This window comes from Natronoflexus pectinivorans, assembly GCF_004345615.1.
GTDB lineage: Bacteria > Bacteroidota > Bacteroidia > Bacteroidales > Marinilabiliaceae > Natronoflexus > Natronoflexus pectinivorans.
This window is the reverse complement of the sequence record NZ_SLWK01000014.1, coordinates 41,113-66,335: the sequence shown is the minus strand read 5'-3', so window position 1 is coordinate 66,335 and position 25,223 is coordinate 41,113. Positions and strand designations below refer to the sequence as shown.

The window sequence follows — 25,223 nt, the reverse complement described above, 5'->3', positions numbered from 1 at the left end:
TTAGTTGGTTGAGAATATTGAGAAAATCAATAGTGATGCACTAACAAGGCTCATGGAGAAGCCAAGTGGGATGGTCGATAAACTCCATTGTTTGAGTCGGTGGGGTTCAACGTAGATAACATCACCCGGTTTTACGTAGTAAAATGGGGAATACATAATTCTTTCATCGGTAGTGTCAATGATCAGCATTTTGGGAGTGTCTCCATCTTTTCTGATCAACCTGACTCTACGCCTGTTGGCATAGTCGGTTACATCTCCTGCAAGAGCCAGTGCTTCCAGTATGGAAATTTCTTCACTGTTTAACAGGAATCGTCCTGGACCGCGAACTTCCCCCATGATGGTGATGTTGTCGTTGAGAAGTTTTACAATGGCTCCACTTTGATCAATATATTTGCTGGCTGCAAGTTCAACCTTGCGGGCTATCTCTGGTAGTGTTAACCCGGCAACATAGATCTTACCAAGAAATGGATAATCTATAGATCCGTCCAAACCTACCCGGTAGCCTAAAAGGCTAGCCGACATTGGGTTGTTGGCTATTTGGTTAAAGCCTGCATCGTTGTTAAGAAAAGCAGAAGAACGTTCGTCCAGACTGGTAACCCTTATATAAAGTAAATCATGAGGTTTTACCAGATAATCCTCTTTCTCTGTTTTGTATTGGCCTTCAATGTCTTCAAGTTTTACAGCCATATCACCTTGTAAATATATTGAATCCTTAAGGGGAACGCAAGATGAAAAAAAAGCTAATATTCCCACTAAAAATACAAAAGGTCTAATAAATCTATGCATAGTTGGTTGAGTTTGCTTAAAAAAAAGTTCTGTCAGATTTTCCTTTAAACTTTCACACATCTGTTTTTTCAGAAACTCTTCTTATAGTTAAACATTACTGTAAACCATTAGGTTTCATCGTTAATCAAAGAATATGATCTGTACATCTAAATTTATAATGAATTAACCAGATTCTGCCATTTTTTATGTCATCAATTAGAACGAATATTCCTCGCTGCAAAATGACAGTGCAAGTTAGTAATTTGGATTTAATGTAGTACTCTTATATTCATAGTTTAATCAACGGATAATTGAATTTGGTCAAATATCGTCTGTCCTTGATAGTTTTTGTTCGTTTTCTTGTATTTATCATATTATTGGCATAACTTGATTTATGTTGATTCTCAATACTGAATATTTATGAACCTTTTCCGTTACCAACCCTTCTCCCGTTTGTTGATTGCTTTAATAGCGGGGATTTATGCCGGTGAGTTCTTTCCTGGCTTGCAGTTTTATCAATTGTTCTTATTCTTTTCTGCTATAGCGTTCGCAGTTTGTTTTGTTGTATGGTATAGTTGGTGGTACCGAAGTTATAAATATCGATGGCTATCCGGAACTTTTCTAATGCTTTTTGTTTTTAACTCCGGAGTGCTTCTTAACATCAACAGCCAGCCTTCTGTTGTAGAAAATTCTGTTGATGTTCAAGCCAATGGAAGAGTGATGTCTCTGGAAGAGAGACCGAACCAATGGGTTCGAATTGTTATGAAGCCTGACATTGTTGATGATCTCTCCTACTTTTCACGAGGCGATAAATGGATGATAATGGTTAATGGTCCATTGAATGAGGACGTTTTTGCGGGAGGAGTAATCGGTGTTTCCGGAACCTTAATGCCTTTACAGGCATCAACAAATCCATATGCCTTCAACTATGGTCAATATCTCAGGAGGAATGGATTTTCAGGTCAGATGTTCCTCGATGCTAATGATGTCCTGAACATCAGCGATCGTGCGGGTTTCTCTCCGATGTTGATCTCTCAAAAGGTCAGAGCTTACGCTTTAAAATCATTTTCCCAAAGTGGACTGGATGATGATGCACTTTCAATTATAAATGCTCTGCTACTTGGAGATCGGGCCGGGGTGGATCGGGATGTGAATGAAAAGTTTGTGAGAAGTGGGGCGGTTCACATACTTGCCGTTTCCGGTTTGCATGTTGGGATTATATACTTGATGTTGAATTACTTGCTTTCTCTTTTCTTTAAGCCGGTGCATCCTGCACGGTTTATTATTTCTTCCACTGTTTTGGTGGCTTATGCTTTTATTACAGGCTTTTCTCCTTCTGTATCCCGGGCTGTTTTGATGTTTATTATACTTCAGGCCGGAAAACTGTTTCGCAGGGATGTTAATATGTACAATCTGTTGTGTGTTTCAGCCACGTTGCTGTTGCTGATAAATCCCATGTTTTTGTTTCATGCCGGATTCTGGTTAAGTCACATGGCTGTTGCCGGAATTGTTGCATTTTATCCCATTATAAACGGAATGTTAACATTCCGTTTTGTTGGTTGGCGATGGGCTTGGTCCATTATCTCAGTATCGGTTGCAGCACAAATCACTACATTCCCATTTTCAATATATACATTTGGAGCATTTCCGGTTTATTTCTTGCTGGCCAACTTGTTTATTTTGCCCGTTGTGGCACCGGTGTTGATTCTTGCTTTTGTTGTTCTGATTTTCTCGTGGGTTCCTTTCATTGCTCAAATGGCAGGTGGAGCTTTGAACGATCTCATCCTTTTTATGATTGAAATGGTCTCTTTTATAGAAAGCATTCCGGGAGCATACAGATCTGATTTATGGATTTCATGGCCTATGCTTGTGTCGCTTTACTTATTCGTGATCATGCTGTATCAGTTGTATCTGGTTCCACGAGGTTCAAAATGGGTTTTGACCACTGTTTCGCTGGTTATGATTCTCCTGTTTTCAAATGTTCAGCAAATGGGCAAATTAAAAGGTAATTTTGCCGTGGTATATGATGTGGGACGAAACTGGATGGTGGATTTTGTATCGGCAGGAGAGGTGTTAAATCTGAAACAGGCGGACCTGGATGGGAGCTCAGCATCCTTTGCCAGAGATGCACTTATGCGCAGGATTTCAGTTAGAAATAGTGAGTATAGCATGCTTTTTGCCGCAAATGATGAAGGAGCTCCTTTGAAGTTCACGTCAGTTAATTTAAATGGAGTGCAATACTTGATCATATCTGGTCGGTTTACTAATAGTATGGAGGTTTCAGGTAGTTATGATGCAGATGTGGTTGTGTTAGCTGCTACAATTATTGGCGAACCTGCCAGACTGTTTGATCGTATAACCTTTAACAACGTGGTTGTTACAGGCTCCGTTCCTGGCTGGATGGCTGAGAGGATCGGGGAGTATATGGCAGAAAGAAATATATATGTTCATTTTGTCAGGACTCAGGGAGCTTATGTTGCAAAGTATTGAAGTATAGGTTTAAACGATTGTAATTGTATGGATTGTTTTCGGATTTGGTCAAAATGTTTCGTCATTTGGTTTTTATTACATTATTTTGCCGTCTTGTTTTAATTAAACCCCGACCTGATTATTTTGAATTGTTGTTTCGTCCATTATTATAGTTCTATTTAAAAATGAAAATTTTAATCTCCGGTGCGGGTGAAGTTGGTAATCATTTGGCTACCTTGTTTTGCAATGAGGATCACGACGTGATACTCATGGATGAAAATCCGGCAAAATTGCGAAAAGCCGAAGATCACCTTGATTTGATTACTGTGGTTGGATCCGGGACTTCTATTGATGATTTAAAAAATGCACAGATTAAATCCTGTGATCTTTTTATAGCGGTTCCTCCCTATGAGGAAGTTAGTATTTTGTCGGCCATGTTGGCAAAAAAACTTGGAGCGGGCAAAACCATTGCGCGAATCAATAATTTCGAGTACCTCCAATCCGAGAATAAGGAGTATTTCAGACAGTTGGGGGTTGATGAGGTGATTTTTCCTGAACACCTTGGAGCAAGAGAGATTATGGCATCGCTCAAACAAGTTGGAATCCGGCAGATGTTTGAATTCAGTGATGGCCGTTTACTGCTTTACGCAGTAAAAATCAGAAACAATGCACCCATTGTTGGTCTTACGCTTTCGGAGGCTTCTGCTTTACATGAAACCAATGAGTACTTCACTGTGGCCATTAACAGGGACGGTAAAACCATCATACCACGAGGAAAGGATACCTTTCAGCACAACGATCTTGCTTATGTGGTTACCACCAAATCCGGTGCGGAGCAGCTTCTGAAAGATGCCGGTAAAATTAAATACGAAGTGAAAAATGTAATGATTCTGGGAGGAAGCAGGATAGGGAAGAAGGTTGCGAAAGAGCTTGAGCATGAATATTACATCAAACTGATAGAGATTGATCGGGATAAGAGTAACCGGTTGGCCAATATGCTTGAAAACACTTTGGTGATTAATGGTGACGGACGTAACTTAAACTTGCTGAAGGACGAGGGAATTGGTAAAACTGATGCTTTTATAGCGGTAACAGATAACTCTGAAGTTAATATTCTGGCTTGCCAGCTTGCAAAAAAAATGGGGGTAAAGAAAACCGTTGCTGAGGTGGAGAATATGGATTACATTGATCTGGCCGAAAACATTGGCATCGGAACCATTATCAATAAAAAGTTGATTGCCGCCAGTTATATTTATCGGTACACCTTTAAAGCCAATGTGTCGTATGTGAAGTGTTTAACAGCTACCGATGCCGATGTTTTAGAGCTTATTGCACAGGAAGGTTCCAAAATAACCAAGGCAACTTTAAAAGACCTTGATCTGCCAAAGGATATGAACATTGGTGGAGTGATCAGGAACGGCGAGGCCATCATCCCGAATGGAGCCACGCGAATTTTACCTGATGACAGAGTGGTGGTATTCGCTCTTCCTTCAGGTATCAAGAAGGTGGAGAGAATGTTTCTGTAGTACATAGACTGTGTTATTTGGAATGAATTTTGGAGTAGAACAGGTGATTTAAGGCTTAAGCATTTTTGTTTGATGCTGTTTATCAGTTAAATCCGAATGTTTTACGATCATAAGAGTTATGATCGTATTGCTGTTTTGTAGAATTTTTACCCAAAAAAACATCCTATGCAAAAAATTGCCTCACTTAAAGGGAAAGTTATTCTTGCAACTGTTGTAGGGGTCATTTCCATAATTGCTCTATATAAAACCACCGATCGTGCATTTGATGATATCATCAGCAATATAGATCGGATGGCTCATCCAAACCATCGTCTGCATTCACTCAATCACTTATTTAGGACTGTTTCACAATTAAGTCATCTGGAACAAAAAGAGGTGGTGAGTGGTCGGTCGTATCCCTCAGTAGCTTTTTTGAGCGAATCCCGGTCGGCAAATCAGATCATCGATACTCTGCGAATTCTTTTCCATGGTGATTCCATCCAGCTTGAAAGGATTGATGAAATTTCATCTCTCCTGAATTTGCGTGAAGATCTGTTTACACGGTTTCTTGAAATGAAATCACAAGCCATTGTCGACAAGGATTTCTTCTCTTTTTTGGTCGGATTTTCCGACTCTGTTTCACTAAGGATTGAGCAGGATACAGCAAAAATCCGAGAAGTTCGTGAACGGGTAACCACCACAACAGTTGTGGCGGATACCATCAGTCGTTCTTCGGGTGAGGAGCGCTCCGGGTTTTTTCGTCGACTTTTTGGCCGAAGTGACCACGACTCGGTGGATGATATTATTACGGCTGAAACCAGGGTAGATGAAGAAGTCATAGTATCGGTAGATACCATCTATATTCAGCGGTCAGACGATTCATTGTTTGCACTCTTGGAAAAGTCATTGGATAGTTTGGAAACTGCCCGTTTGCAGGAAGCTGCCCGCTTACAGAGTCAGGAACTGCAATTGGTTAATGTTAATACCGGACTTATAAATGAAATCATCAGCATCATTAACGCTGTGGAACAGGAAGAGATAGGCAGAATGAATGCTGAGACTCAGACCGCGTTATCTATTGCTGGTAATACCATACGTGTGCTTAATGTGGTTTCGGTTTTGGCCATTGCAGGTTTTGTTGTATTGATATTGCTCATTATCATTGATATTTCTAAAAGCAACAAGTACCGAAATGAATTGGAGAAGGCTCATGAGGAAGCACGAAATGAGGCTGATGCAAGGCAGAAGTTTCTTTCAAACATGAGTCACGAAATTCGAACCCCTCTACAATCCATATATGGTTATCTTGAACAGGCAAGACTTGGAAATAATTCCAACATCGATGTTGATACTCTTTTCTATCCGGCTGAACACCTTTTGAGTGTTGTGAATGAAGTGCTTGATTATGCAAGAGTTACTTCTGGAAAGATGGTTTTCGAAAAGAAATCATTTTCGCCCCAACAAACCATAATGAATGTTGTTAAGGCCATGAGGCCAATGGCTGACAAAAAGAACCTGAAAATAGAAACCGAGTTTGGCTTTTTCGAAGATGATACCTTGCTTGGAGACCCATTCAGATTGCAACAGGTTTTGTTTAACCTGGTTGGCAATGCTCTGAAATTTACCGAAACGGGCCATGTCCTGATAACTGCTAATATGCGTATTTTGTCAGAAAAACCGTGGTTGGATATATATGTTGAAGATACCGGAATCGGAATAGCTCCCGAAAAATTGCCAGAGCTATTTAAGGCATTTTCACAGTCTTCAGCTGAAACTGTAAGGAAATACGGAGGAACTGGATTAGGATTGAGTATCGTGAAGCATATTGTAGAGATGCAGGGAGGTAGAATTGATGTGGAAAGCACGGTAGGTCAGGGTACAGGGTTGATTATTTCCATTCCTTATGAAAAAGTTCCAAATGGGATGGAAGAAGATGCTCCCCATGATGTTGATATTAAAGATTCGGCAAAAACAACAGTTTGGGTGGCAGATGATGACCCGTTAATTCTTAATTTGGCTGAAACCATTTTGAAAAAATATCTGGAAAATGTTTGCACATTTCCCGATGGAAACAGTTTGCTCAAAGCTTTTGATAAGGAGCGACCAAATATTATTTTTATTGATATGCGGATGCCAGGAATATCAGGTGCAGAGGTGTGCCAGAAGATTCGTAAACGGACCAAAAACGGGGAGCACATATATGTATATGCTCTTACTGCACAAGTTTTACCCGAGGAGCAAGAAATTATCAAAACCGCCGGTTTCGATAATTTAATCAAGAAACCATTCCGAGAGAAGGATCTTGTACAATATCTGTCAGGTGATTTTCAGGTAAACAGTGATGAAACTTCCATGAACATTGATGTGCTTAAAGCAATAGCAGGGGATGAGAAGGAGCATCTTATTGCTATTCTGGATGCTGTGGCATCAGAGAGCAGAAAGGATTTATCAGAAATTTTAAATTGCCGGAATGAGAAGAATTGGGATGCAAGCGCACTTGTTATTCATCGGTTAGCCGGGCGTGCAGGACAGACCGGCGCAATGAATCTGGCTGCAAGACTAAGAGAGGTGGAGAGGGTTGTTCGTATTGCTGAATCAGATCCTGACCAGTTTTATGCCATGATTGATGAGGTTATCTCACTGATAGAAAATTTCATAGAACATGTGGAAGCTCTTTCACATCAAGAATCGATGTTTGATAGTTATTAACTCAGGTTAAATCATATCTTTCAAGCTTGTTGTAAAGTGTTTTTCTATCGATGTTTAAAATACGTGCAGCTTTCGATTTATTACCCTGTACCGATTCTAATACCTTAATGATGTGTTCTTTTTCTGTCTCAGCCTGAATGGCTTTTAAATTTGATCCTGAAGGGGCGGATGATGCAATTCGGATGTGTGAGAACATTTCTGATGGGAGTTTGTCTGCTTCTGCTATTTTTCCTTGCGTTAACAACACCATTCTTCGAATGGTGTTGCGAAGTTCTCTGAGGTTGCCAGGCCATTCATACTCTCTAAAAACCTGCATGGCTTCCTCTGCAAGAGATTGTACATCTCTTTGAAGATCTTTATTTGCTTCGTCAATGAAATGATTAATGAAAAGCTCCATATCCTCCACCCTGTCTCTTAAAGGGGGTACTTCGATTTTAAATTCGTTAAGCCTGTGATATAAATCTTCTCTGAAAACTCCATTTTTTACCAAGGTGGTTAAACTGTCGTTTGTTGCCACTATGAGACGAATATCCACATCTATTAAGGAGTCGCTGCCCAAGGGCTGAATGGTTTTTTCCTGCAAAGCCCTTAAAAGTTTTATTTGCACATCGTAGGAAAGATTTCCGATCTCATCCAAAAACAGGGTGCCACCCGAAGCTTTTTCAAATTGGCCGGTTCTGTTTATCAGAGCGCCGGTAAATGCACCTTTTACGTATCCAAAAAGTTCTCCGGCAGCCAGTTCCTTAGAGAGAACTCCACAGTCTATGGGGATGAAAGGTTTTTTTGCACGCTTGCTTTGTTGGTGAATTTTCATTGCCACATACTCTTTTCCGGTGCCACTTTCTCCCTGAATAATCACGGAGATGTCGGTTGGAGCCACCAAATCTATAAAATCCTGAAGCTTTTGAGCATGGTGACTTTTGCCTTGCACAAACTGAGCCGATTTAGATTTTTTCTCTTTGGTTTTCGAGGGTGTTTTTTCCTGTTCTGATATCTGCTTTAATACCATCATCAGTTCTTCCGGATTCACGGGCTTGGTAATGTATTCCGCGGCACCCATTTTCATTGATTTCACCACGGTACGCACATCACTAAATGCAGTCATTATAATTACCGGTAAAGATGCTTTCAAATCACGACGAGCCTGAAGAAAATCAAGAGCAGTCCCGTCAGGTAGCCTGTAATCCAGCAAACAAAGATCAAAACGCTGATTATTTAATAACTGAGTGGAGTTTTTTATGGAGGATGTATGTGTGATTTTGTAACCTTTCTTTGTTAAAAAGGTTTCGAGCATTTTAGCAAAAGCGATATCGTCTTCGACAATGAGAATGTTTTCCATAATTTAAAATTATGGAATAAAGATATAAAAAATTGAGGTTTCATATGGGAACCCAAAATAAAATAATAAGAAAGGGGACCTCTACGTTCGAAGCCCCCTTGCTATCTCAGGTATCACAGGTATATTATGAAAGAGTTAAGATTAAAGGTTATTTACGCTTTAATTCTCCTTCGGGAGTCACTTTAACCTCTTTTGTCTCACCATCTTTGGCAAGGGTGATTTTGTAATAACTCTTACCGTCTTTTGAAACAAGTACGGCTTTGGTAACTGTCCAGTCAGCTTTTTCGCTAGCAAGTGTTTCTTGCACTGCATCAGGAAGTTCTGTAACTTCAACAGATACTATACTTTTGTCGGTGTCCTGCATGGTAACTGCTGGTGCAGCAAAAACAGATACAGCAAAAAAACTAAGTAATCCTACAAGTAATGAAGCTTTAAATTTTCTCATGACGATTAATTTTAATTAAACTTTATTGATTTATTTGTGTGTGTGATAAACCATACTGGAATAATTGTGCCATAATCTGTTTATGTTGTTAAGTGACACTAAAACAAGGGATTGTTGGTTTGTTGTGGTTTTCTTTATCTGTTGCCCTGTTCAACAGTATGTAGAGTAATTCCACATAGAGTAGTTATTCTAAAATCAATTTAACTTATTATTCAGGTTTTCAAATATTAATTTTAATTTTGCCAACAGTTTTATGGATCAATTATTTCTAAGATGAATTTATCATCTTGAATTCAAGGTCTGTTTAAGCAATAATTATTTGTAAAATCAAAAGCAGGACTTAACTATAATTTCTTGTGAAAATTCTTGTTACAGGTATTGTAGGATTCATTGGATCTCATCTTGCCGAAAGACTTATTTCCCACAATCATGAAGTTGTGGGGTTTGATAATTTTTCAGAATATTATCCGGTATCATTAAAACGATTAAATCAAGACGATTTAAGATCGCCTTTGATTTCAATTGTTCGTGGTGATTTAAGAAACCCTGGTGATTTTAAGAAGCTTCCACGGGATATTGACTGTATTTTTCATTTAGCGGCACAACCCGGAATTTCTTCAACTGTTGCTTTTGAAGATTACCTGAGCAATAATGTTATAGCTACGCAAAATTTAATAAATTTTGCTCAGTCTTTGGATAATCTGCAGATGTTTGTCAATGTTTCAACCTCTTCGGTGTATGGGATTGTTGCCACGCGTCAGGAACATGAAGCTCCTGAGCCGGTATCCTGGTATGGAGTTACAAAACTGGCTGCCGAACAATTGGTAATGACACAATACAGATTAAATCGGCTGAATGCCTGTTCATTGCGTTTATACTCTGTTTATGGTCCCCGGGAACGACCCGATAAACTTTTTACCCGGTTGATAGCCTGTGGGCTAATGCAGGAGGAGTTTCCCCTTTTTGAAGGCAGCGAAAATCATTTGCGAAGTTTTACTTATGTTGGCGATATTGTGGATGGTATGGTGGCAGCCATTGAAAATATGAAACAGGTTAATGGTAAAATCATCAACCTTGGAAGCGAAGAGGAGAAGTCAACTGCTGAAGGCATTGAAACAGTTGAGCGGATTCTCCATAAAAAAATAGAGATTAAAAAAATGCCTCCCCGAAGCGGCGATCAACTCCGGACGCATGCCAACATAAAGTTGGCCAAAGAAATATTAAATTATATGCCATCCACCACTTTGCAGGAGGGACTTGAGAAACAGGTGCAATGGTATCAGCAAAAATTCATGCATTAAAAGAAGATGGAAAAATCACTAACCATCATTGTCCCGGTGTACAATGAAGAGGAAAACATTGAAAGAATTGCATCGGCTCTTAAAAATTATCAGGACTCAACCGATTATCTTGTAAAAATTCTTTTTGTAAACGACGGCTCCTCTGATGAAAGCCAGACGCTTATTGATAAGTTCTGCCAAGAGTATCCGGATTTTCACTATATAGAGTTTGCTCAAAACCGGGGATTAAGTGCTGCGATAATGGCCGGTTTCGATCATGTTGAGACTTCTCTTGCCGGTTATATTGATGCCGACCTGCAAACGGATCCGCGTGACTTTGATTTACTTCTCGAGCATATTGATGATTTTGATTTGGTTACGGGTGTGAGAACCGGGAGAAAAGAATCCTTTGTGAAAAATATGAGTTCAACCATCGCCAATAAAATTCGCCGTGCATTTACTCACGATGGAATGGACGATACCGGTTGTCCGCTTAAAATAATCAGATCCGAAGTGGCCAAACGCATTCCTATGTTCAATGGGTTGCACAGGTTTCTTCCTGCCATGGTTTTATTGCAAAACGGAAAAATTAAACAGGTGCCAGTAAGACATTATCCCCGTATTGCAGGTCAGGCAAAGTTTGGACTACTCAATCGCTTGTGGGGGCCGTTGCAGGATTGCTTTGCCTACCTGTGGATGAAGAAAAAATATATTAATTACACGGTAAAAAAGAGAGGATGATCCCCGTTTGGTTAGTTATATCTATTGGATTTACAGCTCAGTTTCTATTTTCAGCCAGAACGTTTTACCAATGGTTTGCATCTGAAAGGAAAAAGAAAGTGGTTGCGCCAAAATATTTTTGGCAATTAAGTTTGTTTGCTTCGTTCCTGCTTTTTGCATACGGTTATTTTCGTGAAGATTTCACCATCATGCTTGGGCAGGCCATTACTTATTTTATCTATATCAGGAATCTGCAAATTTTGGGAGAATGGAAGTTCTTTCCAAAACTTTTGAGGACTCTTATTTTGGTGTTCCCACTGATGGTGATTGCCTGGTTTAATTTCAATTCCATCAATGAGATGGATATGATCACCATCCGAAGAAATATTCCATTGGCTCTGTTTTTTTTAGGAATTACCGCTCAGGTATTATTTACTTTCCGGTTTGTTTACCAGTGGATTTATTGTGAAGTTACAAAAGTTTCACATCTACCTTTAGGCTTTTGGCTTATCAGTTTGTCCGGCTCGCTTTTAATCATGATTTATGGTATTCTAAGGCAGGATGTGGTATTAATAGCCGGCCATTTGTTCGGGAGTGTGGTTTATATCAGAAACTTAATGTTGCTAAGAAAAGAATGGTTAAAAGAATCGAAGAAAATCCGTTGCTAAGTTTGTTCCTTATAGGAGCAGGACTGATGTTTTTTAATCTGGAACAACTTCAGATATCCATTATGGAAGCCAGAAATTTTCTGGTAACAAGAGAGATGTTTCATGACGGAAATTGGTTGTTAACTACATTGAATGGAACTCCACGTTACGAGAAGCCGCCTGCACCGGCTTGGTTTTCAGTGCCATTTGCGGCACTTTCAGATGGAGAAAGTCTGTTTTGGATGCGATTTCCAAATTCGGTGATGGCACTAGCAGGAGTTTTTATACTCTACTTTTGGGTAAAAAGTGAAACGGGGAATATTCGTCTATCCCTTTTTGCATCACTTATATTAGCGACATCATTTTACTATTTGGCCATTCGCTTCGAAGCGCCATCTGACACCCATACTCATGTTTGGTTGCTTGGAGGTCTTTTTTGCCTTCACCTTTTTCTAAAATCCAATGACATCAGATGGGAACTCCTGTTGGGAGCTTCTATACTAGCCGGCTTATCCATCCTTTCTAAAGGTCCGGTGGGTATTTACGCTCTGTTTTTACCTTTTATCATTGCGTGGTTTTGGGTCTATAAAGCACCGTTGTTAAAGAGCAAAATTGTATCATTATTTGTTTTTCTCATTTTAGCTCTGGTTTTTGGAGGCAGTTGGTATTTGTATGTACGTGTGGTTGATCATGAGCCTTTTATAGTTGTGGCAGCTCGTGAAACAGGAAACTGGACTTCCTATAATGTGCGTCCTTTTTATTATTACTGGAGTTTCTTTGTGCAATCCGGGGTGTGGGCACTTCCGGCTTTGGCGGGACTTGTTTTTTATCCGTGGATAAAAAACAAAGCAGAGAATCCCGATTTGTATAAGTTCTCCCTGATTTGGAATTTACTCTCAGTTGTATTGCTCTCAATCATCCCTGAAAAGAAATCACGATATCTGGTTCCGGTTTTGATCCCGATGGCAATTAATACAGCCATTTTTATGCATACATATATCAAAATGTTAAAAAGCAAGGAGATTAAGAATGCAAGCCTGTTAAGTTTTGTCTTGATTGGCATTTCATCTCTCGCTGCCATGGCTTTTCCGTTTTTGATTTTTGTGGTTGAATTTAAGGCTATTGAAAGTTGGATTTGGTATTTATCGAGCTCTGTTCTGTTTATGCTTTCGGGAGGATATTTGTTATACAGCATTTGGAAGCGTGAAATGGTAAAATCATTCTATTTGGTAGTTGGAATTCATGTGTTAATCACCGTTTTCGGTTTACGAGCCATCGATTATTTACCAAGAAACGAAAATTACCGTTCGGTTAGTGAGTTTCAAAACCCCAAAAAACTGCCGGTTTATAGTTTTGGCTTAATCAGTCCGGAGGTAATATGGGAAGTAGGCAGCAAATTACCTATTGTAAATAAAGAATTAAATAATCAGAATGGGGAGTTTCTTGTTTTTGTGGATAGAGATCATGAGGCTGAGTTCTTGAATCAATTTAGTGATTGCGAATTTGAGAGTTACGATTCTTTTGATAGAAATTTCCTCCCCAGTGAAGGCAGCCGGGGATATCGGCAACGACATCTAATTGAAGTTTACCTGGTGAAGGACTAATTACTCTTGCAGTTCGCCTTTTCCCTGTCGGATGATTTCAAAAGGGAAGGTGGTGCAATCCACAATGGTGGATGCTTCGTTATCGCCATATCCGCCATCAATAACAATATCTACCTGGTTGGCATACTTTTCATGAATCAATTCCGGATCGGTGGTGTATTCCAAAATTTCATCCTCATCGCGGATGGAGGTACTTAAGACCGGATTGCCAAGTTCTTTTACGATTTCCAAAATGATTGGATTATCAGGTATCCGAAAACCGATGGTTTTCTTATTGTTTTTGAATAGTTTCGGTACGTTGTTATTGGCCGGAAGAATAAAAGTGAATGGACCAGGCAGATTCTTTTTGAGAGCTTTAAATATATTGGTGTCCAGGGCTTTGGTGTAAACCGAAAGATGACTCATGTCGTGACAAATAAAGGAGAGGTGATCTTTTTTCAGGTTTAACCCCTTTATTCTTGCTATTTGCTCAACAGCCTTGGCGTTGTTTATGTCACAACCCAATCCATACACTGTATCGGTGGGATAAATTACAAGTCCACCACCTCTTAAAACCTCCACTACTCTTTGAATTTCGCGTGGGTTGGGATTCTCCGGGTAAATTTTAACTATCATGACAATGAATTTTGGTTGTTTAGCAAGCTCAGGTACTTACAAATATAGTGAAAAGTGCTCTATTGTCATTGTATTTATTTTTGATTAAGGGAGTAGAATATAAAACCTGCTAGGTTTATAATTCTATATATCTATTATTTTAGATGTTTTAAGTGTTTTTGCTTTTTATTGGGGAACTGGCGTGAAGATGTATTCGTATAAACAGCGATTAGTTTTACACTAATCGCTGTTTCTAAATAAGTTTTCTAAATAAATATTTGTGTGGATATGAATGAGTTTTTAAAAGAAGGATTGACAAGCATAGCAGTTATTCCTGTTGCCTGGTTTTTGTTGCGTTGGTTGTTTGGAAAATCCATCATGTTTTCCATGGGTTTTAAGTTGGTCGTTTTTATTATATATGTTGGGTACGTCTCTTCTGTAAAGTACATGCTGAGTGATACGATGGAAATGTTTGTAACACCTGTGAATGTAATTATAGGCTTTTTACTATTTGCAGACATCAATAAAACCATACGAAAGCCCTTGGACAAGGCTATTGGTCAAATAGTTTCATTAACTTCGGGTGACCTGGATGTAAAAGTTGAAAAAACCGATAGAAAAGATGAGTTGGGTGAAATGAATAACTCTATCGCAGTTTTGGTTGATAAGTTAAAAGAGATTGTATTGAAGATTGATGGTTACTCTACTTCGCTTTTAGCTGCCAGTCATCAGTTAAGCAGTTCTTCCGAACAGCTTTCACAGGCAGCCAATGAGCAGGCCTCCTCGGTGGAGGAGGTTTCTTCAACCATGGAGGAGATTTCTTCAAATATCGACCAGAACTCTTACAATGCCAAAAATACAGAGAAAGTATCGTCCGATGCAAGTCGTCTGATTTCGGAGGTGGCTGAACGCGCTAAAAAGGCCATGGATGCCAGTGCCGATATAGCAGACCGAATCACCATTATCAATGACATCGCATTCCAAACCAATATATTGGCTCTGAATGCAGCTGTGGAAGCGGCTCGCGCCGGAGAAAATGGTCGTGGTTTTGCAGTTGTTGCCACTGAGGTTCGAAAATTGGCGGAGAGAAGTAAGCTTGCAGCTACCCAGATTGTTGAAAAAAGTAACATCAGTCTTGAGTTGGCTCAAGGAGCCGGTGGTCTCATGGGTGAAGCCATTCCGAAAATATTTGAAACCACACAGATGGTTCAGGAAATCAGCGCAGCAAGTGTTGAGCAAAGCTCAGGTGTTGCCCAGGTTAATGAAGTGATGGCGCAGTTCAACGATATTTCACAGCAAAACGCTGCCTCTAGTGAAGAGCTCTCTTCAAGTGCTGAAGAACTTGCCAACCAGGCAGCCCATTTAAAGGAAGTGATTGCCTACTTTAGGTCTTCAGAGATGGAAACATTATCTTGTGAGTTATAATCAGAAAGGTGACTGTTACATTTTGTAATGGTCAATATAAATAAAGATGCGCAGCGAAACATCGCTGCGCATCTTTGCTTGAAGTAGCTATAATAAGACGTAATACAGCTTTTTAATTATTTCAACGGGTTCTCAATTTTTCCTGCGAACAGAACTGCTCCGCTGGATTTTTCGTTGATGGTAAATACAAAAGGACGGTCAACTCTGAACTGAGGCGTCGCAGGTGGCATACTGGTAGTTATAAACCCAATACTGGTAGCCGCTGCTGCTTCGGTACCTCTTTCGTCTACCTCTATAAATGTTTTATGCACCACATCACTGATGATGATTTTGTCGTTGGCAATGTTGTGAAAGCCGGTTACGTCATAAAAAGCCCGTTCCATTCCTAAGGCCTGCAAAGCTGGAATCAACTTAAATTTGCTCTCGGTTTTGAAGCGTGGCAGAAAAACTTCCACCTCTATTTTGCCATAATCATTTTTTAAGAAGTCTGTTGTTTCTTTGCTAAGCCCGGATATGATATCATCTGTAGAGATTCCTTCATGAGGGAGTAAAATGGTCATGAAATAGCTTTCGTTGCCGTAAGGCAATTTGATGCCACTGAAATTTTCCTGATGGAAAATTTCAAAATTTTCTTTTTGATGCATCATTTTTACCGAAACAGTTTCTCCATTTGAAAGATAAAAAGGTGCATTGGCGGTTTGTTTTTTATCAAATCGTGATGCCCATTCACCATTAAAGTAAACCGCATTAATGAGAAACAGGATGTGTTCAGGAGTAATCTCTTCAACAATGGAAGGTATCTTTCCTTTTGTTTTATTTTTTACCCAATTGTTTATGATATTAAGGGAATTGGTGGCATCGTTAAAATTCAAACCGGTTATCTCAGCATTGTAGTAATCTCTTAAACTTTGAAAAAAATCATCTTTTATGACATAGCCATCTCTGTACCAGGCTGAATTGACTACGCCTAATTCAACTTTTGGGTCCGCTGTTTCCAGTGCTTCGCGGAGATTTTTAAAGGCTCCGTTTAGTTCATTGGAAGTTTGGTATCCAAGAACATCAAGCATCTCTTCCAGGTTTTCGCCTGTTGCACCGTTAATGGCCATTCCAAAGGCCTGATTGATGCTCAGTGGAGAAATAACTACATTCTCTCCAGCCTCTGCCATGTCGTTAAGTTGTCTGAACAGATTCCATCCAAAAGCTTCGCCCTCTTCTATCACCTGAAGAGATTTGGTGGTAAATTCAACCTTTTCCCTGATGGGTTTCGGTTCGTAATCGTTTTTATCGCAGGATGCTCCTGTGAGCAGCAATGCCAACATTGAAAATGCTATGGTCGTCTTCATAATTAGAGAATTTATCGGGTTTGTTTTTCTTAAGATGCAGGATAGATTTAAGGTTGCGTAACTGAATCAAAAACCTTTCAAAATTTATCCAATCATTAATCGTGCGTTGGGATACCTGTATTTGGTATAAATTACCCGTCGGGTAAGAGCCAGCCCAAGTGTTAACGACCCAATTCGGCCTACAAACATGGCAAAAACCAGGATGGTTTTTCCCGTTGAGCCAAGTTCTGGTGTTATGCCCAATGAAAGCCCAACCGTTCCAAAAGCAGAAATTAACTCGAAGAAAATGACTTTAAAATTGAAATCAGGTTCGGCAATTAAAAGCAGAAAGGTGAACAGAACGATTAATGATACTGCCGAGAAAAGCACTGCATAAGTTTTATTTACATAAACCCATGATATGTTCCGGTTGAAAAATTCCACATGCTCTTTGCCTCTGAGGTTAGCCCATGCCGCTTTAAGTGCGACTGCAAAGGTGGTGGTTTTAACTCCGCCTCCCGTTGAGCCTGGGGAGGCTCCGATAAACATCAACAACATAAACAGAAAAATTGATGGTGATGACAGGATTGAGGTATCTACTGTGTTAAACCCTGCTGTTCGTGTGGTGACCGACTGAAACAGTGAGGCAACCAATTTTCCGTGCAATGGGTAATCCTTAAGCGCATTGTTATGCTCCAATAGAAAAAACAGTACAGTGCCTGTGATGATTAATGCTGCAGTAACGTATAATACCAGTCGAGTGTTTACCAGTAATTTTTTCCATGGATGGCGTTTTCTGTCTTCTCTGTTTTTTTTAGCAAACATATCTTGCAGCACCAGAAATCCCAATCCGCCAATTACAATAAGGAGAGCTACTGCCATGTGCATAAAATATTGATGACGAATACCTTCATGATAGAGATTGTCGGCATACAAGGAAAAGCCGGCATTGTTAAATGCCGACATGGCATGAAACAATGAGAAGTAAAACTTTTCGGTGAAATTTGCGAATTGTACTTCTTGCCCCCATGAGAAATAAACCAACCATATGCCTGCAAACTGAATGATGCAGGCGTATATTACTACATTTCTGAGAATTGCTTGTAAATTGGCCGTTTGGTCGGTGTCAAGAAATCCCTTTATAACACCTGCTGCGTGTAAGCTTCCGGCTTTATGGTATAAACTGCCAATAAAGGTGGCAATGGTTAGCATGTTTAAGCCCCCGGCGAAAATGAGACATAATATTACCACTTGCCCTTTAAAGGAGAAATATGTCCCTGTATCAACAACGGTAAGTCCTGTAACACACGCGGCACTGGTTGAGGTGAATAATGCATCTATCCAGGAAATGGTGCCTGTAGTTGTCATTTCCGGAAGATGCAAAAGAATCGTTCCAATGATTATTAAGGTTAAAAATGAAAAGGCCAGCAACGCTGCCGGATTTAAAGGAATGGCTCGCAACCTGACAGAAGTTTCTTTAAGTGTGCTGAAAAACAGAATGATGAAAAAGAACTGTAGGAGAGAGAAGTAATCCTTTATGTCAAGAAAGGAAAATAAATCTAATAGTAGGTTGGAGCCTGAAATCCAATAGTAAATGAGTTCAAGGCTTAAATATGATACAATCAGGAATTGGTTAATCTTTTTTCGGACTGTTTTTTTGTAAGAAATTGAGAAAAACAGCTTGGATATGAAGGAAATGATAAAGAAATCGAGGTTGCGCCTAAAAATCCACATCAACATGATGTTTTTTTCAAGCGAGTGCGAATACCCATGATAATAAATCAGCACAGCTGCTCCAAACAGGTAAAATAACAACACTAACCTGTTAATAACAAGTGATGCAATAGCTCTGTTGTCGTAGATGAAAATGGTTACATTTTCACGAAAACGCATGAAATTCATAGCTGGTTCGTTTCAATAAATCGCTCAATGTTTGTTCTTTTTCCAAAAAGAACAAGAACATCCTCTTTTTCAATAACGGTATCTCCAGTGGGGATGCCTGAGATTATTTTATGAGAGTTTTTGCCTGATTTCATGGTGGTTACCAGGTTTATTGAATGGAGCCTGCGCATTTTAATTTCAGCAAGAGTCTGCCCAATGATTCCTTCAGGTGCATGAATTTCCATGATACAGAAATCTTCCGGCAAGTCAAGAAAAGAGACAATGGAAGGGTTTATCAGGTGTTCAGCCACGTTGATTCCAACCTCTTCTTCGGGAAGGAAAACTTCACTGATTCCAATTTTCTGAAGAATGAGTTGTTGATTCTTGCCACGAGCTCTTGCCATGATTCTTTTAACTCCTAAATCCATCAACAAGGTGGTGGTGAGCAGCAATTGTTCAAAATCTTCGCCAATGGCAACAACAACAGCATCAAAAGATTGGATGTCAACTGAAAGCAGTGCTTTTTTCTCAGTGGCATCAAGTGCAACGGCGACAGCCACGCTGTCGGCAATTTCATCAATGTAGTGTTCGTTAATATCTATTGCTAAAACTTCAATTCCTCTTTTTGCCAGTGTTTTAGCAATTGCGGAACCCAACTGTCCCAGTCCGATTACCGCTATTTTTTTGTCGACCACAGTTGTTAATTATATATAGTTATGCGTAGTCTAATTTACTGAGAATATTTTGGCGGTTATACAATTTTATGATTTCTTTTCGAAAAACCTCACAGGTTTTTCGAAAACTGATTTTGGATATATATTATAAAAAACCCTGATTTTTAAGCACTTTCATCAGCTCATTGGAAAAGTGCTCATTGTCTGATTTTTTGTATCTGACATCAGTAAAAACCTGTGCCAATGTCTCTTTGTTGTTCTCTTTTACAAAATTTTGATACTTCGGATTGTTCTCTTTTTCCTGGTAAATCCGGTCTATATCCTCCGGAGAGTAATCTTTGTAGGTATCGTGGTGGATCACAGCTTCAAGTGGTAAGCGGTCGGTGAGTTCGGGTTGCTCATCAGCATATCCCAGTGTGACGGTGGTGATGGGAACGACTCCTTTTGGCAGTTTCAGAACATCTATTATTTTTTGAGCATTGTAAGTTGTGGTGCCATAGTAGCAAATTCCAAGACCTTTGGCTTCCGCGGCTATACAGACATTTTGAGCCACCAGCAACGCATCAATGGCAGCCGTCATAAACGAGAGAAAGTTGTCGTATCCCGGTTCTGCCTTTCGCTGTTTGCACCATTTGTTAAACCGGTTAAAATCTGCACAGAATGTTAAAATTACAGGAGCCTGCAATACTCCCGGCTGATTGAAATGAGCCGGAGCTAATTCTGCTTTAATTTTTTCAGCGGTGGTAGCAATAATGCTGTAAACCTGCATGTTGCCGGTGGTGGAAGCACGGCATCCGGCTTCGAGGATGGAGTTGAGCAGCTGTTCTTCAACTTTCTGATTTTTGTATTTTCTAATGGAGCGGTGTGCTTTTAATGCGTCAATGGTCTGCATAGTATTATTGTTTGGATATAATATTAATCGAAATTATAAAATAGTTGGGTAGTAGCAACAAAATTGGACTCTGTTTATATTTTTGTTTTTAAGTTGCTTCTGATGCTTCGGAAGAACTCACCTATATTCATGCTCCAGTGTGTTGAAGCGTTGGACATGGTTCGCTTTATGTAAGACAATCTTTAATGGGCAGAATTTAAATCAATTATAGAATTACAGATGTTATATACTTATTTTGCAATTTGGCTTTCGAAGAAATCCAATATTAGATTTGTCATTTTTTTGTAAGCATGCCTGTACTGAATCAGATCCACAACATTTTCGGTTTCCAAAGGATCTTTTTTATAGTCATACATTTCTTTAGCAATTAGCAACGAGTCATTATATGGTTGTGTTGTTCTGAAACCATCCCCGATCCAGTAAGTTAGGCGATACCTATTGTTTCTGATACTGTACCCCATTACGTCCCCATTTCTTCGGGGATACTGACTTACAGCAATTTCTTTGACTTGATGTTCAGGGTTTTTTAACACTGGGACAAGGCTTACTCCGTCCAGATTATCAGGAAAGGTAATTCCGGAAAGTTCACACAGAGTAGGAAACACATCTACAAATTCAGAAACACTGTTTGTTACTCCCGATTGAAATCCGGGGGCAGATATAATGAGTGGTGAACGAGTAGCTTGTTCAAAATTGGTGTGTTTACACCACAAATCATGATCGCCTAAATGCCATCCGTGATCACCCCAAAGAACAACTATAGTGTTTTCAATTAAGCCTGATTCTTCCAGGTAATCCAATAACTTTCCAATTTGAGCATCAACATAAGATGTTGATGCATAATAGCCATGTATCAGTTCTCTCTGTTTATACTCAGGAAGTCCTATTCCGTATGGCTGATCCGAAAAACTTGCCAAAGGGGGTATGTCGGTATACGAACGTAGTTCTCCCGAGTTATGATATGCAATGGCCGGGCTGTTTTTTGCTTTTTCTTGAAACGGAGCAATTGGCATCTCCTCTCTATCATATAAATCCCAATATTTTTGAGGAGCAACAAATGGCAGATGAGGCAATTGATAACCTACTGCAAAAAAGAAAGGTTCATTGTCTGTGGCAAGTTTAGCAAGAGTCTCAAGAGCCAATAAAGTCATTGCCCCATCGTTGTATGCATTGTCTTTTACTTCAGCCGATTCAACAGAGGGTTTGAAGTATTGTAATGCATATTGTATAGCATCGTTTCCGCTTAGGCCTTTGTCATTTGCCTTTTCAATATATTTTTGAGCAATTTTTCTGTTCTCGGGGTTTTGATACCAATACAGCATTGGGCGCTGATTATTATCATAATATTCGTTGCTTGTCCTCAAATATGGCTCACTCCACGAATGTTCGTCCTGTTGTTGATTTACCGACCGAAAATCATAAACCTTACCTACTCCCAAGGTTTTATAACCATTTTCCATAAAATGCTGAGGTATGGTAATAATATCGGGGCGCTTATCTCTCATTTGGGTGTTTAAATCCCACACCTGAGTATAATCGGGGCGTTTACCTGTCATTATGCTCACTCGAGATGGTGCACAAATTGCCATCTGACAATGGTTTTCCAAAAATACTGTCCCCATATTGGCCAAGCGATCCATGTTAGGAGTCTGAATCATCTCGTTACCGTATACTCCCATTTTAGGTTTTAAATCATCAATGGCAATAAACAGCACATTTGGCTTTTCAGTATTTTCATTCTGAGCATTGCCTTGAAGCGGTAAAGCAACCAGCAATGCATTGCCCAGCATACTTGGAATTATTATATGTCTCATCTAAATTTTTGGTCTTTATTTATGATATACAACAGCGCTATTTTTAAAGCCGGCTCTTACTCCAATGGCCGAAACCAAATCGCCTTCGCTGAGCTCAATTGCTTCAGTGTATAAGAACCAGTGATCGGGATGATGTCCCTGTCCATTTATTTGATATGCAATTGAAGATCCTTCAGTAGCAGCTATTATATGCAGCTTTCCATTTGCCATTTCAAACCTGGGTTTTTTAACCACTTGCTGTTCATTATGCGGATAAAACATCTCGCGGGTTTCTACCTCGGGGATATGCCACATCTCGTTGTATTCTGTATCCCATTTCTCAAATTTATTCCGCAATCGGGAGATATGTTCCTGATAATCGGGATGCTCAATTAAATTCCTTATTTCATGTGGATCGTTCTGCACATCATAGAATTCTTCCTCCCCTCTAATGTTTTCAAAGTAAATTCGTTGTGTTTCGTTCAATTCATCGTTTTCGTATAGCTCTATCATCCTTTTCATCATAGGCATTTGCATGCGATATGTTACAGGCATAAATTCCACCTGATTAGGATAGTAATTTCTGATGTATCTGTAGCGTTCATCTCTAACAAAGCCTTGTTTGTCAATTTGTTCGTCCATTCGGTTTCTGCCGCCAAATACATATTCGCGGGGCTCTTCAGTATATTTTCCTAAAAAGGATTTGCCATGTATGTATTCAGGGGGTTTTATTCCGGCTAACGACAATATTGTAGGCGGCACATCAACAAATGAAGCTAATCTGTTTTCAACTTCGCCGGCTCTGTATCCATTAGGATACCAGACTATAAACGGCACATGTGTTCCACTTTCTTTGATGCTCCGTTTTTGTCGTGGTAAAGGCCCTCCATGATCAGAGTAGAAAATTATGATTGTACTATCCAATAGCCCGGCTTCCTCTACCTCCTTTATTAAATGATTGACCTGTCTGTCCATTTCATGTATATTGCTATACATCACTGCAATATCATGGCGGATTATTGAATCATCGGGAAAATAGGGTGGAATCGGAACATCTGCCGGGTCAACTGTAAGGGGTAAATGGCCACGTGCCCATACTTGTGATTCGTGTGATACAAACAAATTGAAAATTGAGAAAAATGGTTTACCCTTCGGTTTATTTCTCCAATGGGCTTGATCCCCATCTTCATCCCAGGCAGTTAAGGGTGAAGCAAACTGATAATCGGTTTTACTGTTGTTGGTGCAGTAATATCCTTCCTCCCTTAGAAACTCGGTAAAACATTTAACCCCTGTAGGCAAAACCACTTCGTATACCTCTATATTCTCTGGAATCCATTTATAGTCACTTCCATCGGGGCTGTAATTTCGCATGTGGTTGGCTCCAATAGCTGTTGGGTACATACCGGTTATGAGCGATGCCCGGCTTGGGGCACACACCCCGTTATTGGAATACATGCTGGTAAATTTTATGCCTTCAGCAGCCAGTTGGTCAAGCCGGGGAGTCTGAGCTACAGGGTCGCCATAAACTCCAAGAAAAGGACTTATGTCCTCGCACGATATTACCAGAATATTTGGACGAAAAGGTAAAACAGAATTTTCGTCAACAGCTTCCTGGCAACTAAAGAGTATCAGTCCGGCTCCAAATAAACTGCTTGTTTTGGCTATAGAGTGTAGAGATGGTTTAAATATCATAGCAGCAATTTTATGGTTTAATTATATGCTTATCTGTCTGAAATGGTTTAGCATCCTGTGCACATCAAAGTTAAGAGAATGATTTTGTTGAGCAAGAAAAATGGATAGTATCTGCAATTTCACTTGTTTTATATTTGTTGTTTTTTTAAACTTACATGTGTGTTTTGTATTTCGAAAGAGAAAATAATTATAAGATGAATCGAGTCCCGAGACTTCGGGACGAGTTCCGTGTGGTTACTTAAAATCAAATTTTAGACACATGAAATCATTTAAGCCATTAAATTCTGTGTTGGTAAAACCAGCGGGTCCCGATTGTAACCTCAATTGTACTTATTGTTTTTATCTCGATAAATCAGAACTATTCAATGAAAGCAAGACTCATCGTATGAGTTTCGATTTACTTGAGATATTAATAAAACAAGTAATGGAGCAGTCGGGTTCGCATGTATCGTTTACCTGGCAGGGTGGTGAGCCAACCCTCATGGGCATTGAGTTTTATGAAAATGTAATTGAACTTCAAAAGAAATATGGCAGAGGTAAAGTTGTTGGTAATGGATTGCAAACCAATGGTTTGTTGGTTGATGAGGAGTGGGCTGCGTTTTTAAACAATCATAATTTTCTTGTTGGTTTATCCATCGATGGACCTAAGCATGTACACGACAATTATCGCAAGTTCTCTAATGGAGCCCCTTCATGGGAAAGAGTGTACCAAAGTTTGTCTTTGTTGAAGGAATATAATGTGTCGGTTAATGCAATGAGTTGTTTAACTTCGTATTCGTCTCAATTTGCCGAAGAAATTTACAATTTCTTTAAAGCTGAACAACTTAAATGGATGCAATTTATTCCAATTGTGGAAACCTCACGAAATGGAACCCGTTATGCAGCTGAATTTTCGGTTACGGCCGAGGATTATGGACACTTTTTAATTGAATTATTCGATTTGTGGACTCGTGATTTTGAGAATGGTGAGCCTACCACTCATATACGTGAATTTGAATCTTTGTTTTTTGCCTATGTGGGAATGCAGGCTCCTGAATGTTACATGCAGGCAGAATGTGGGACATACCCCACAATTGAGCATAAAGGTGATGTCTTTGCATGCGATTTTTTTGTAGAAACAAAATGGAAATTGGGCAATATAAAGAATTCCCGCTTAATCGATCTTTTGAACTCACAAAAGCAACAGCAGTTTGGTAAGCTAAAATCAGTATTGCCTCAAAAGTGCCGGAGGTGTTCATGGTACAGATATTGTTTGGGAGGTTGTCCAAAAGATAGGATAAAAGACATTCGCGACAGTGGCATGCCTCGTTTTTGTAAAAGCAATAAAATGCTACTGGAACATGCTGATGGTTTTTATAAAGAGCTCGCACAGAAATGGCACGAAAAACAAAACAGCAATCACTTCAATTCAATAAAATCCTATAATGCAATCAGGGATTTTTTAGGATAAAAAAAGGCTGCCCCTTT

General features: G+C 39.5%; 19 protein-coding genes. 9 read left to right on the top strand and 10 right to left on the bottom strand.

Annotation, left to right across the window (positions count from 1 at the left end):
- Positions 1–786: a polysaccharide biosynthesis/export family protein gene (locus EV194_RS14575; protein ID WP_165921904.1), complete on the bottom strand. Its 786-nt coding sequence runs from the start codon at positions 784–786 to the stop codon at positions 1–3.
- 399 nt (positions 787–1,185) lie between these two features.
- Here EV194_RS14575 and EV194_RS14570 point away from each other — a divergent pair, with 399 nt between their 5' ends.
- The 3 genes from EV194_RS14570 to EV194_RS14560 all read left to right on the top strand — a co-directional run bounded on the left by EV194_RS14570 (position 1,186) and on the right by EV194_RS14560 (position 7,448).
- On the top strand, positions 1,186–3,255 hold the full coding sequence (locus EV194_RS14570; protein WP_132434868.1) for a ComEC/Rec2 family competence protein: 2,070 nt from the start codon (positions 1,186–1,188) through the stop codon (positions 3,253–3,255).
- Between the two features lie 164 nt (positions 3,256–3,419).
- Positions 3,420–4,760 (top strand): Trk system potassium transporter TrkA, encoded by a 1,341-nt coding sequence (trkA, locus tag EV194_RS14565; RefSeq protein ID WP_132434866.1) that lies wholly within the window; start codon positions 3,420–3,422, stop codon positions 4,758–4,760.
- A 165-nt stretch (positions 4,761–4,925) separates the two neighbouring features.
- On the top strand, positions 4,926–7,448 hold the full coding sequence (locus EV194_RS14560) for a hybrid sensor histidine kinase/response regulator (protein ID WP_132434864.1): 2,523 nt from the start codon (positions 4,926–4,928) through the stop codon (positions 7,446–7,448).
- Between the two features lies 1 nt (position 7,449).
- On the opposite strand, the gene EV194_RS14555 is transcribed toward EV194_RS14560, so the two are convergent.
- On the bottom strand, positions 7,450–8,787 hold the full coding sequence (locus tag EV194_RS14555; protein WP_132434863.1) for a sigma-54-dependent transcriptional regulator: 1,338 nt from the start codon (positions 8,785–8,787) through the stop codon (positions 7,450–7,452).
- A 148-nt stretch (positions 8,788–8,935) separates the two neighbouring features.
- On the bottom strand, positions 8,936–9,232 hold the full coding sequence (locus EV194_RS14550) for a hypothetical protein (RefSeq protein WP_132434861.1): 297 nt from the start codon (positions 9,230–9,232) through the stop codon (positions 8,936–8,938).
- Between the two features lie 356 nt (positions 9,233–9,588).
- On the opposite strand from EV194_RS14550, the gene EV194_RS14545 reads away from it, so the two are divergent.
- The 4 genes from EV194_RS14545 to EV194_RS14530 are packed head-to-tail and all read left to right on the top strand — an operon-like array spanning position 9,589 to position 13,483.
- On the top strand, positions 9,589–10,533 hold the full coding sequence (locus EV194_RS14545) for an NAD-dependent epimerase/dehydratase family protein (RefSeq protein WP_132434859.1): 945 nt from the start codon (positions 9,589–9,591) through the stop codon (positions 10,531–10,533).
- Between the two features lie 6 nt (positions 10,534–10,539).
- On the top strand, positions 10,540–11,253 hold the full coding sequence (locus tag EV194_RS14540; RefSeq protein WP_132434857.1) for a glycosyltransferase family 2 protein: 714 nt from the start codon (positions 10,540–10,542) through the stop codon (positions 11,251–11,253).
- Positions 11,250–11,900, top strand: coding sequence for a lipid-A-disaccharide synthase N-terminal domain-containing protein (locus EV194_RS14535; protein WP_207916075.1), 651 nt, complete (start codon positions 11,250–11,252; stop codon positions 11,898–11,900). The genes EV194_RS14540 and EV194_RS14535 overlap by 4 nt, the downstream gene beginning before the upstream one ends.
- A complete protein-coding gene (locus tag EV194_RS14530; protein ID WP_132434855.1) occupies positions 11,867–13,483 on the top strand; it encodes an ArnT family glycosyltransferase in 1,617 nt (538 codons plus the stop codon). Before EV194_RS14535 ends, EV194_RS14530 begins: the two co-directional genes overlap by 34 nt.
- On the opposite strand, the gene EV194_RS14525 is transcribed toward EV194_RS14530, so the two are convergent.
- Positions 13,484–14,098, bottom strand: coding sequence for an L-threonylcarbamoyladenylate synthase (locus tag EV194_RS14525; protein WP_207916073.1), 615 nt, complete (start codon positions 14,096–14,098; stop codon positions 13,484–13,486).
- Between the two features lie 267 nt (positions 14,099–14,365).
- Between EV194_RS14525 and EV194_RS14520 the strand changes: the two genes are divergently transcribed.
- Positions 14,366–15,502: a methyl-accepting chemotaxis protein gene (locus EV194_RS14520; RefSeq protein WP_132434851.1), complete on the top strand. Its 1,137-nt coding sequence runs from the start codon at positions 14,366–14,368 to the stop codon at positions 15,500–15,502.
- Between the two features lie 116 nt (positions 15,503–15,618).
- Here the strand turns inward: EV194_RS14520 and EV194_RS14515 are convergent, their stop codons facing one another.
- From EV194_RS14515 to EV194_RS14490, 6 genes are all read right to left on the bottom strand, one after another.
- Positions 15,619–16,845, bottom strand: coding sequence for a serpin family protein (locus EV194_RS14515; protein WP_132434849.1), 1,227 nt, complete (start codon positions 16,843–16,845; stop codon positions 15,619–15,621).
- Positions 16,846–16,929: 84 nt separating this feature from the next.
- Positions 16,930–18,726 (bottom strand): TrkH family potassium uptake protein, encoded by a 1,797-nt coding sequence (locus EV194_RS14510; RefSeq protein WP_132434847.1) that lies wholly within the window; start codon positions 18,724–18,726, stop codon positions 16,930–16,932.
- Positions 18,723–19,400: a potassium channel family protein gene (locus EV194_RS14505; protein WP_132434845.1), complete on the bottom strand. Its 678-nt coding sequence runs from the start codon at positions 19,398–19,400 to the stop codon at positions 18,723–18,725. The genes EV194_RS14510 and EV194_RS14505 overlap by 4 nt, the downstream gene beginning before the upstream one ends.
- A gap of 124 nt (positions 19,401–19,524) precedes the next feature.
- Positions 19,525–20,271 carry an NADPH-dependent oxidoreductase gene (locus EV194_RS14500; RefSeq protein WP_132434843.1) on the bottom strand — a complete coding sequence of 249 codons (747 nt, stop codon included), beginning with the start codon at positions 20,269–20,271 and terminating at the stop codon, positions 19,525–19,527.
- Positions 20,272–20,501: 230 nt separating this feature from the next.
- Positions 20,502–22,085, bottom strand: coding sequence for a sulfatase (locus tag EV194_RS14495; protein ID WP_207916071.1), 1,584 nt, complete (start codon positions 22,083–22,085; stop codon positions 20,502–20,504).
- Between the two features lie 15 nt (positions 22,086–22,100).
- Positions 22,101–23,756: a sulfatase family protein gene (locus tag EV194_RS14490; protein ID WP_132434841.1), complete on the bottom strand. Its 1,656-nt coding sequence runs from the start codon at positions 23,754–23,756 to the stop codon at positions 22,101–22,103.
- A gap of 259 nt (positions 23,757–24,015) precedes the next feature.
- Here EV194_RS14490 and EV194_RS14485 point away from each other — a divergent pair, with 259 nt between their 5' ends.
- On the top strand, positions 24,016–25,206 hold the full coding sequence (locus EV194_RS14485; RefSeq protein WP_132434839.1) for an anaerobic sulfatase maturase: 1,191 nt from the start codon (positions 24,016–24,018) through the stop codon (positions 25,204–25,206).
- Positions 25,207–25,223: the final 17 nt, after the last annotated feature.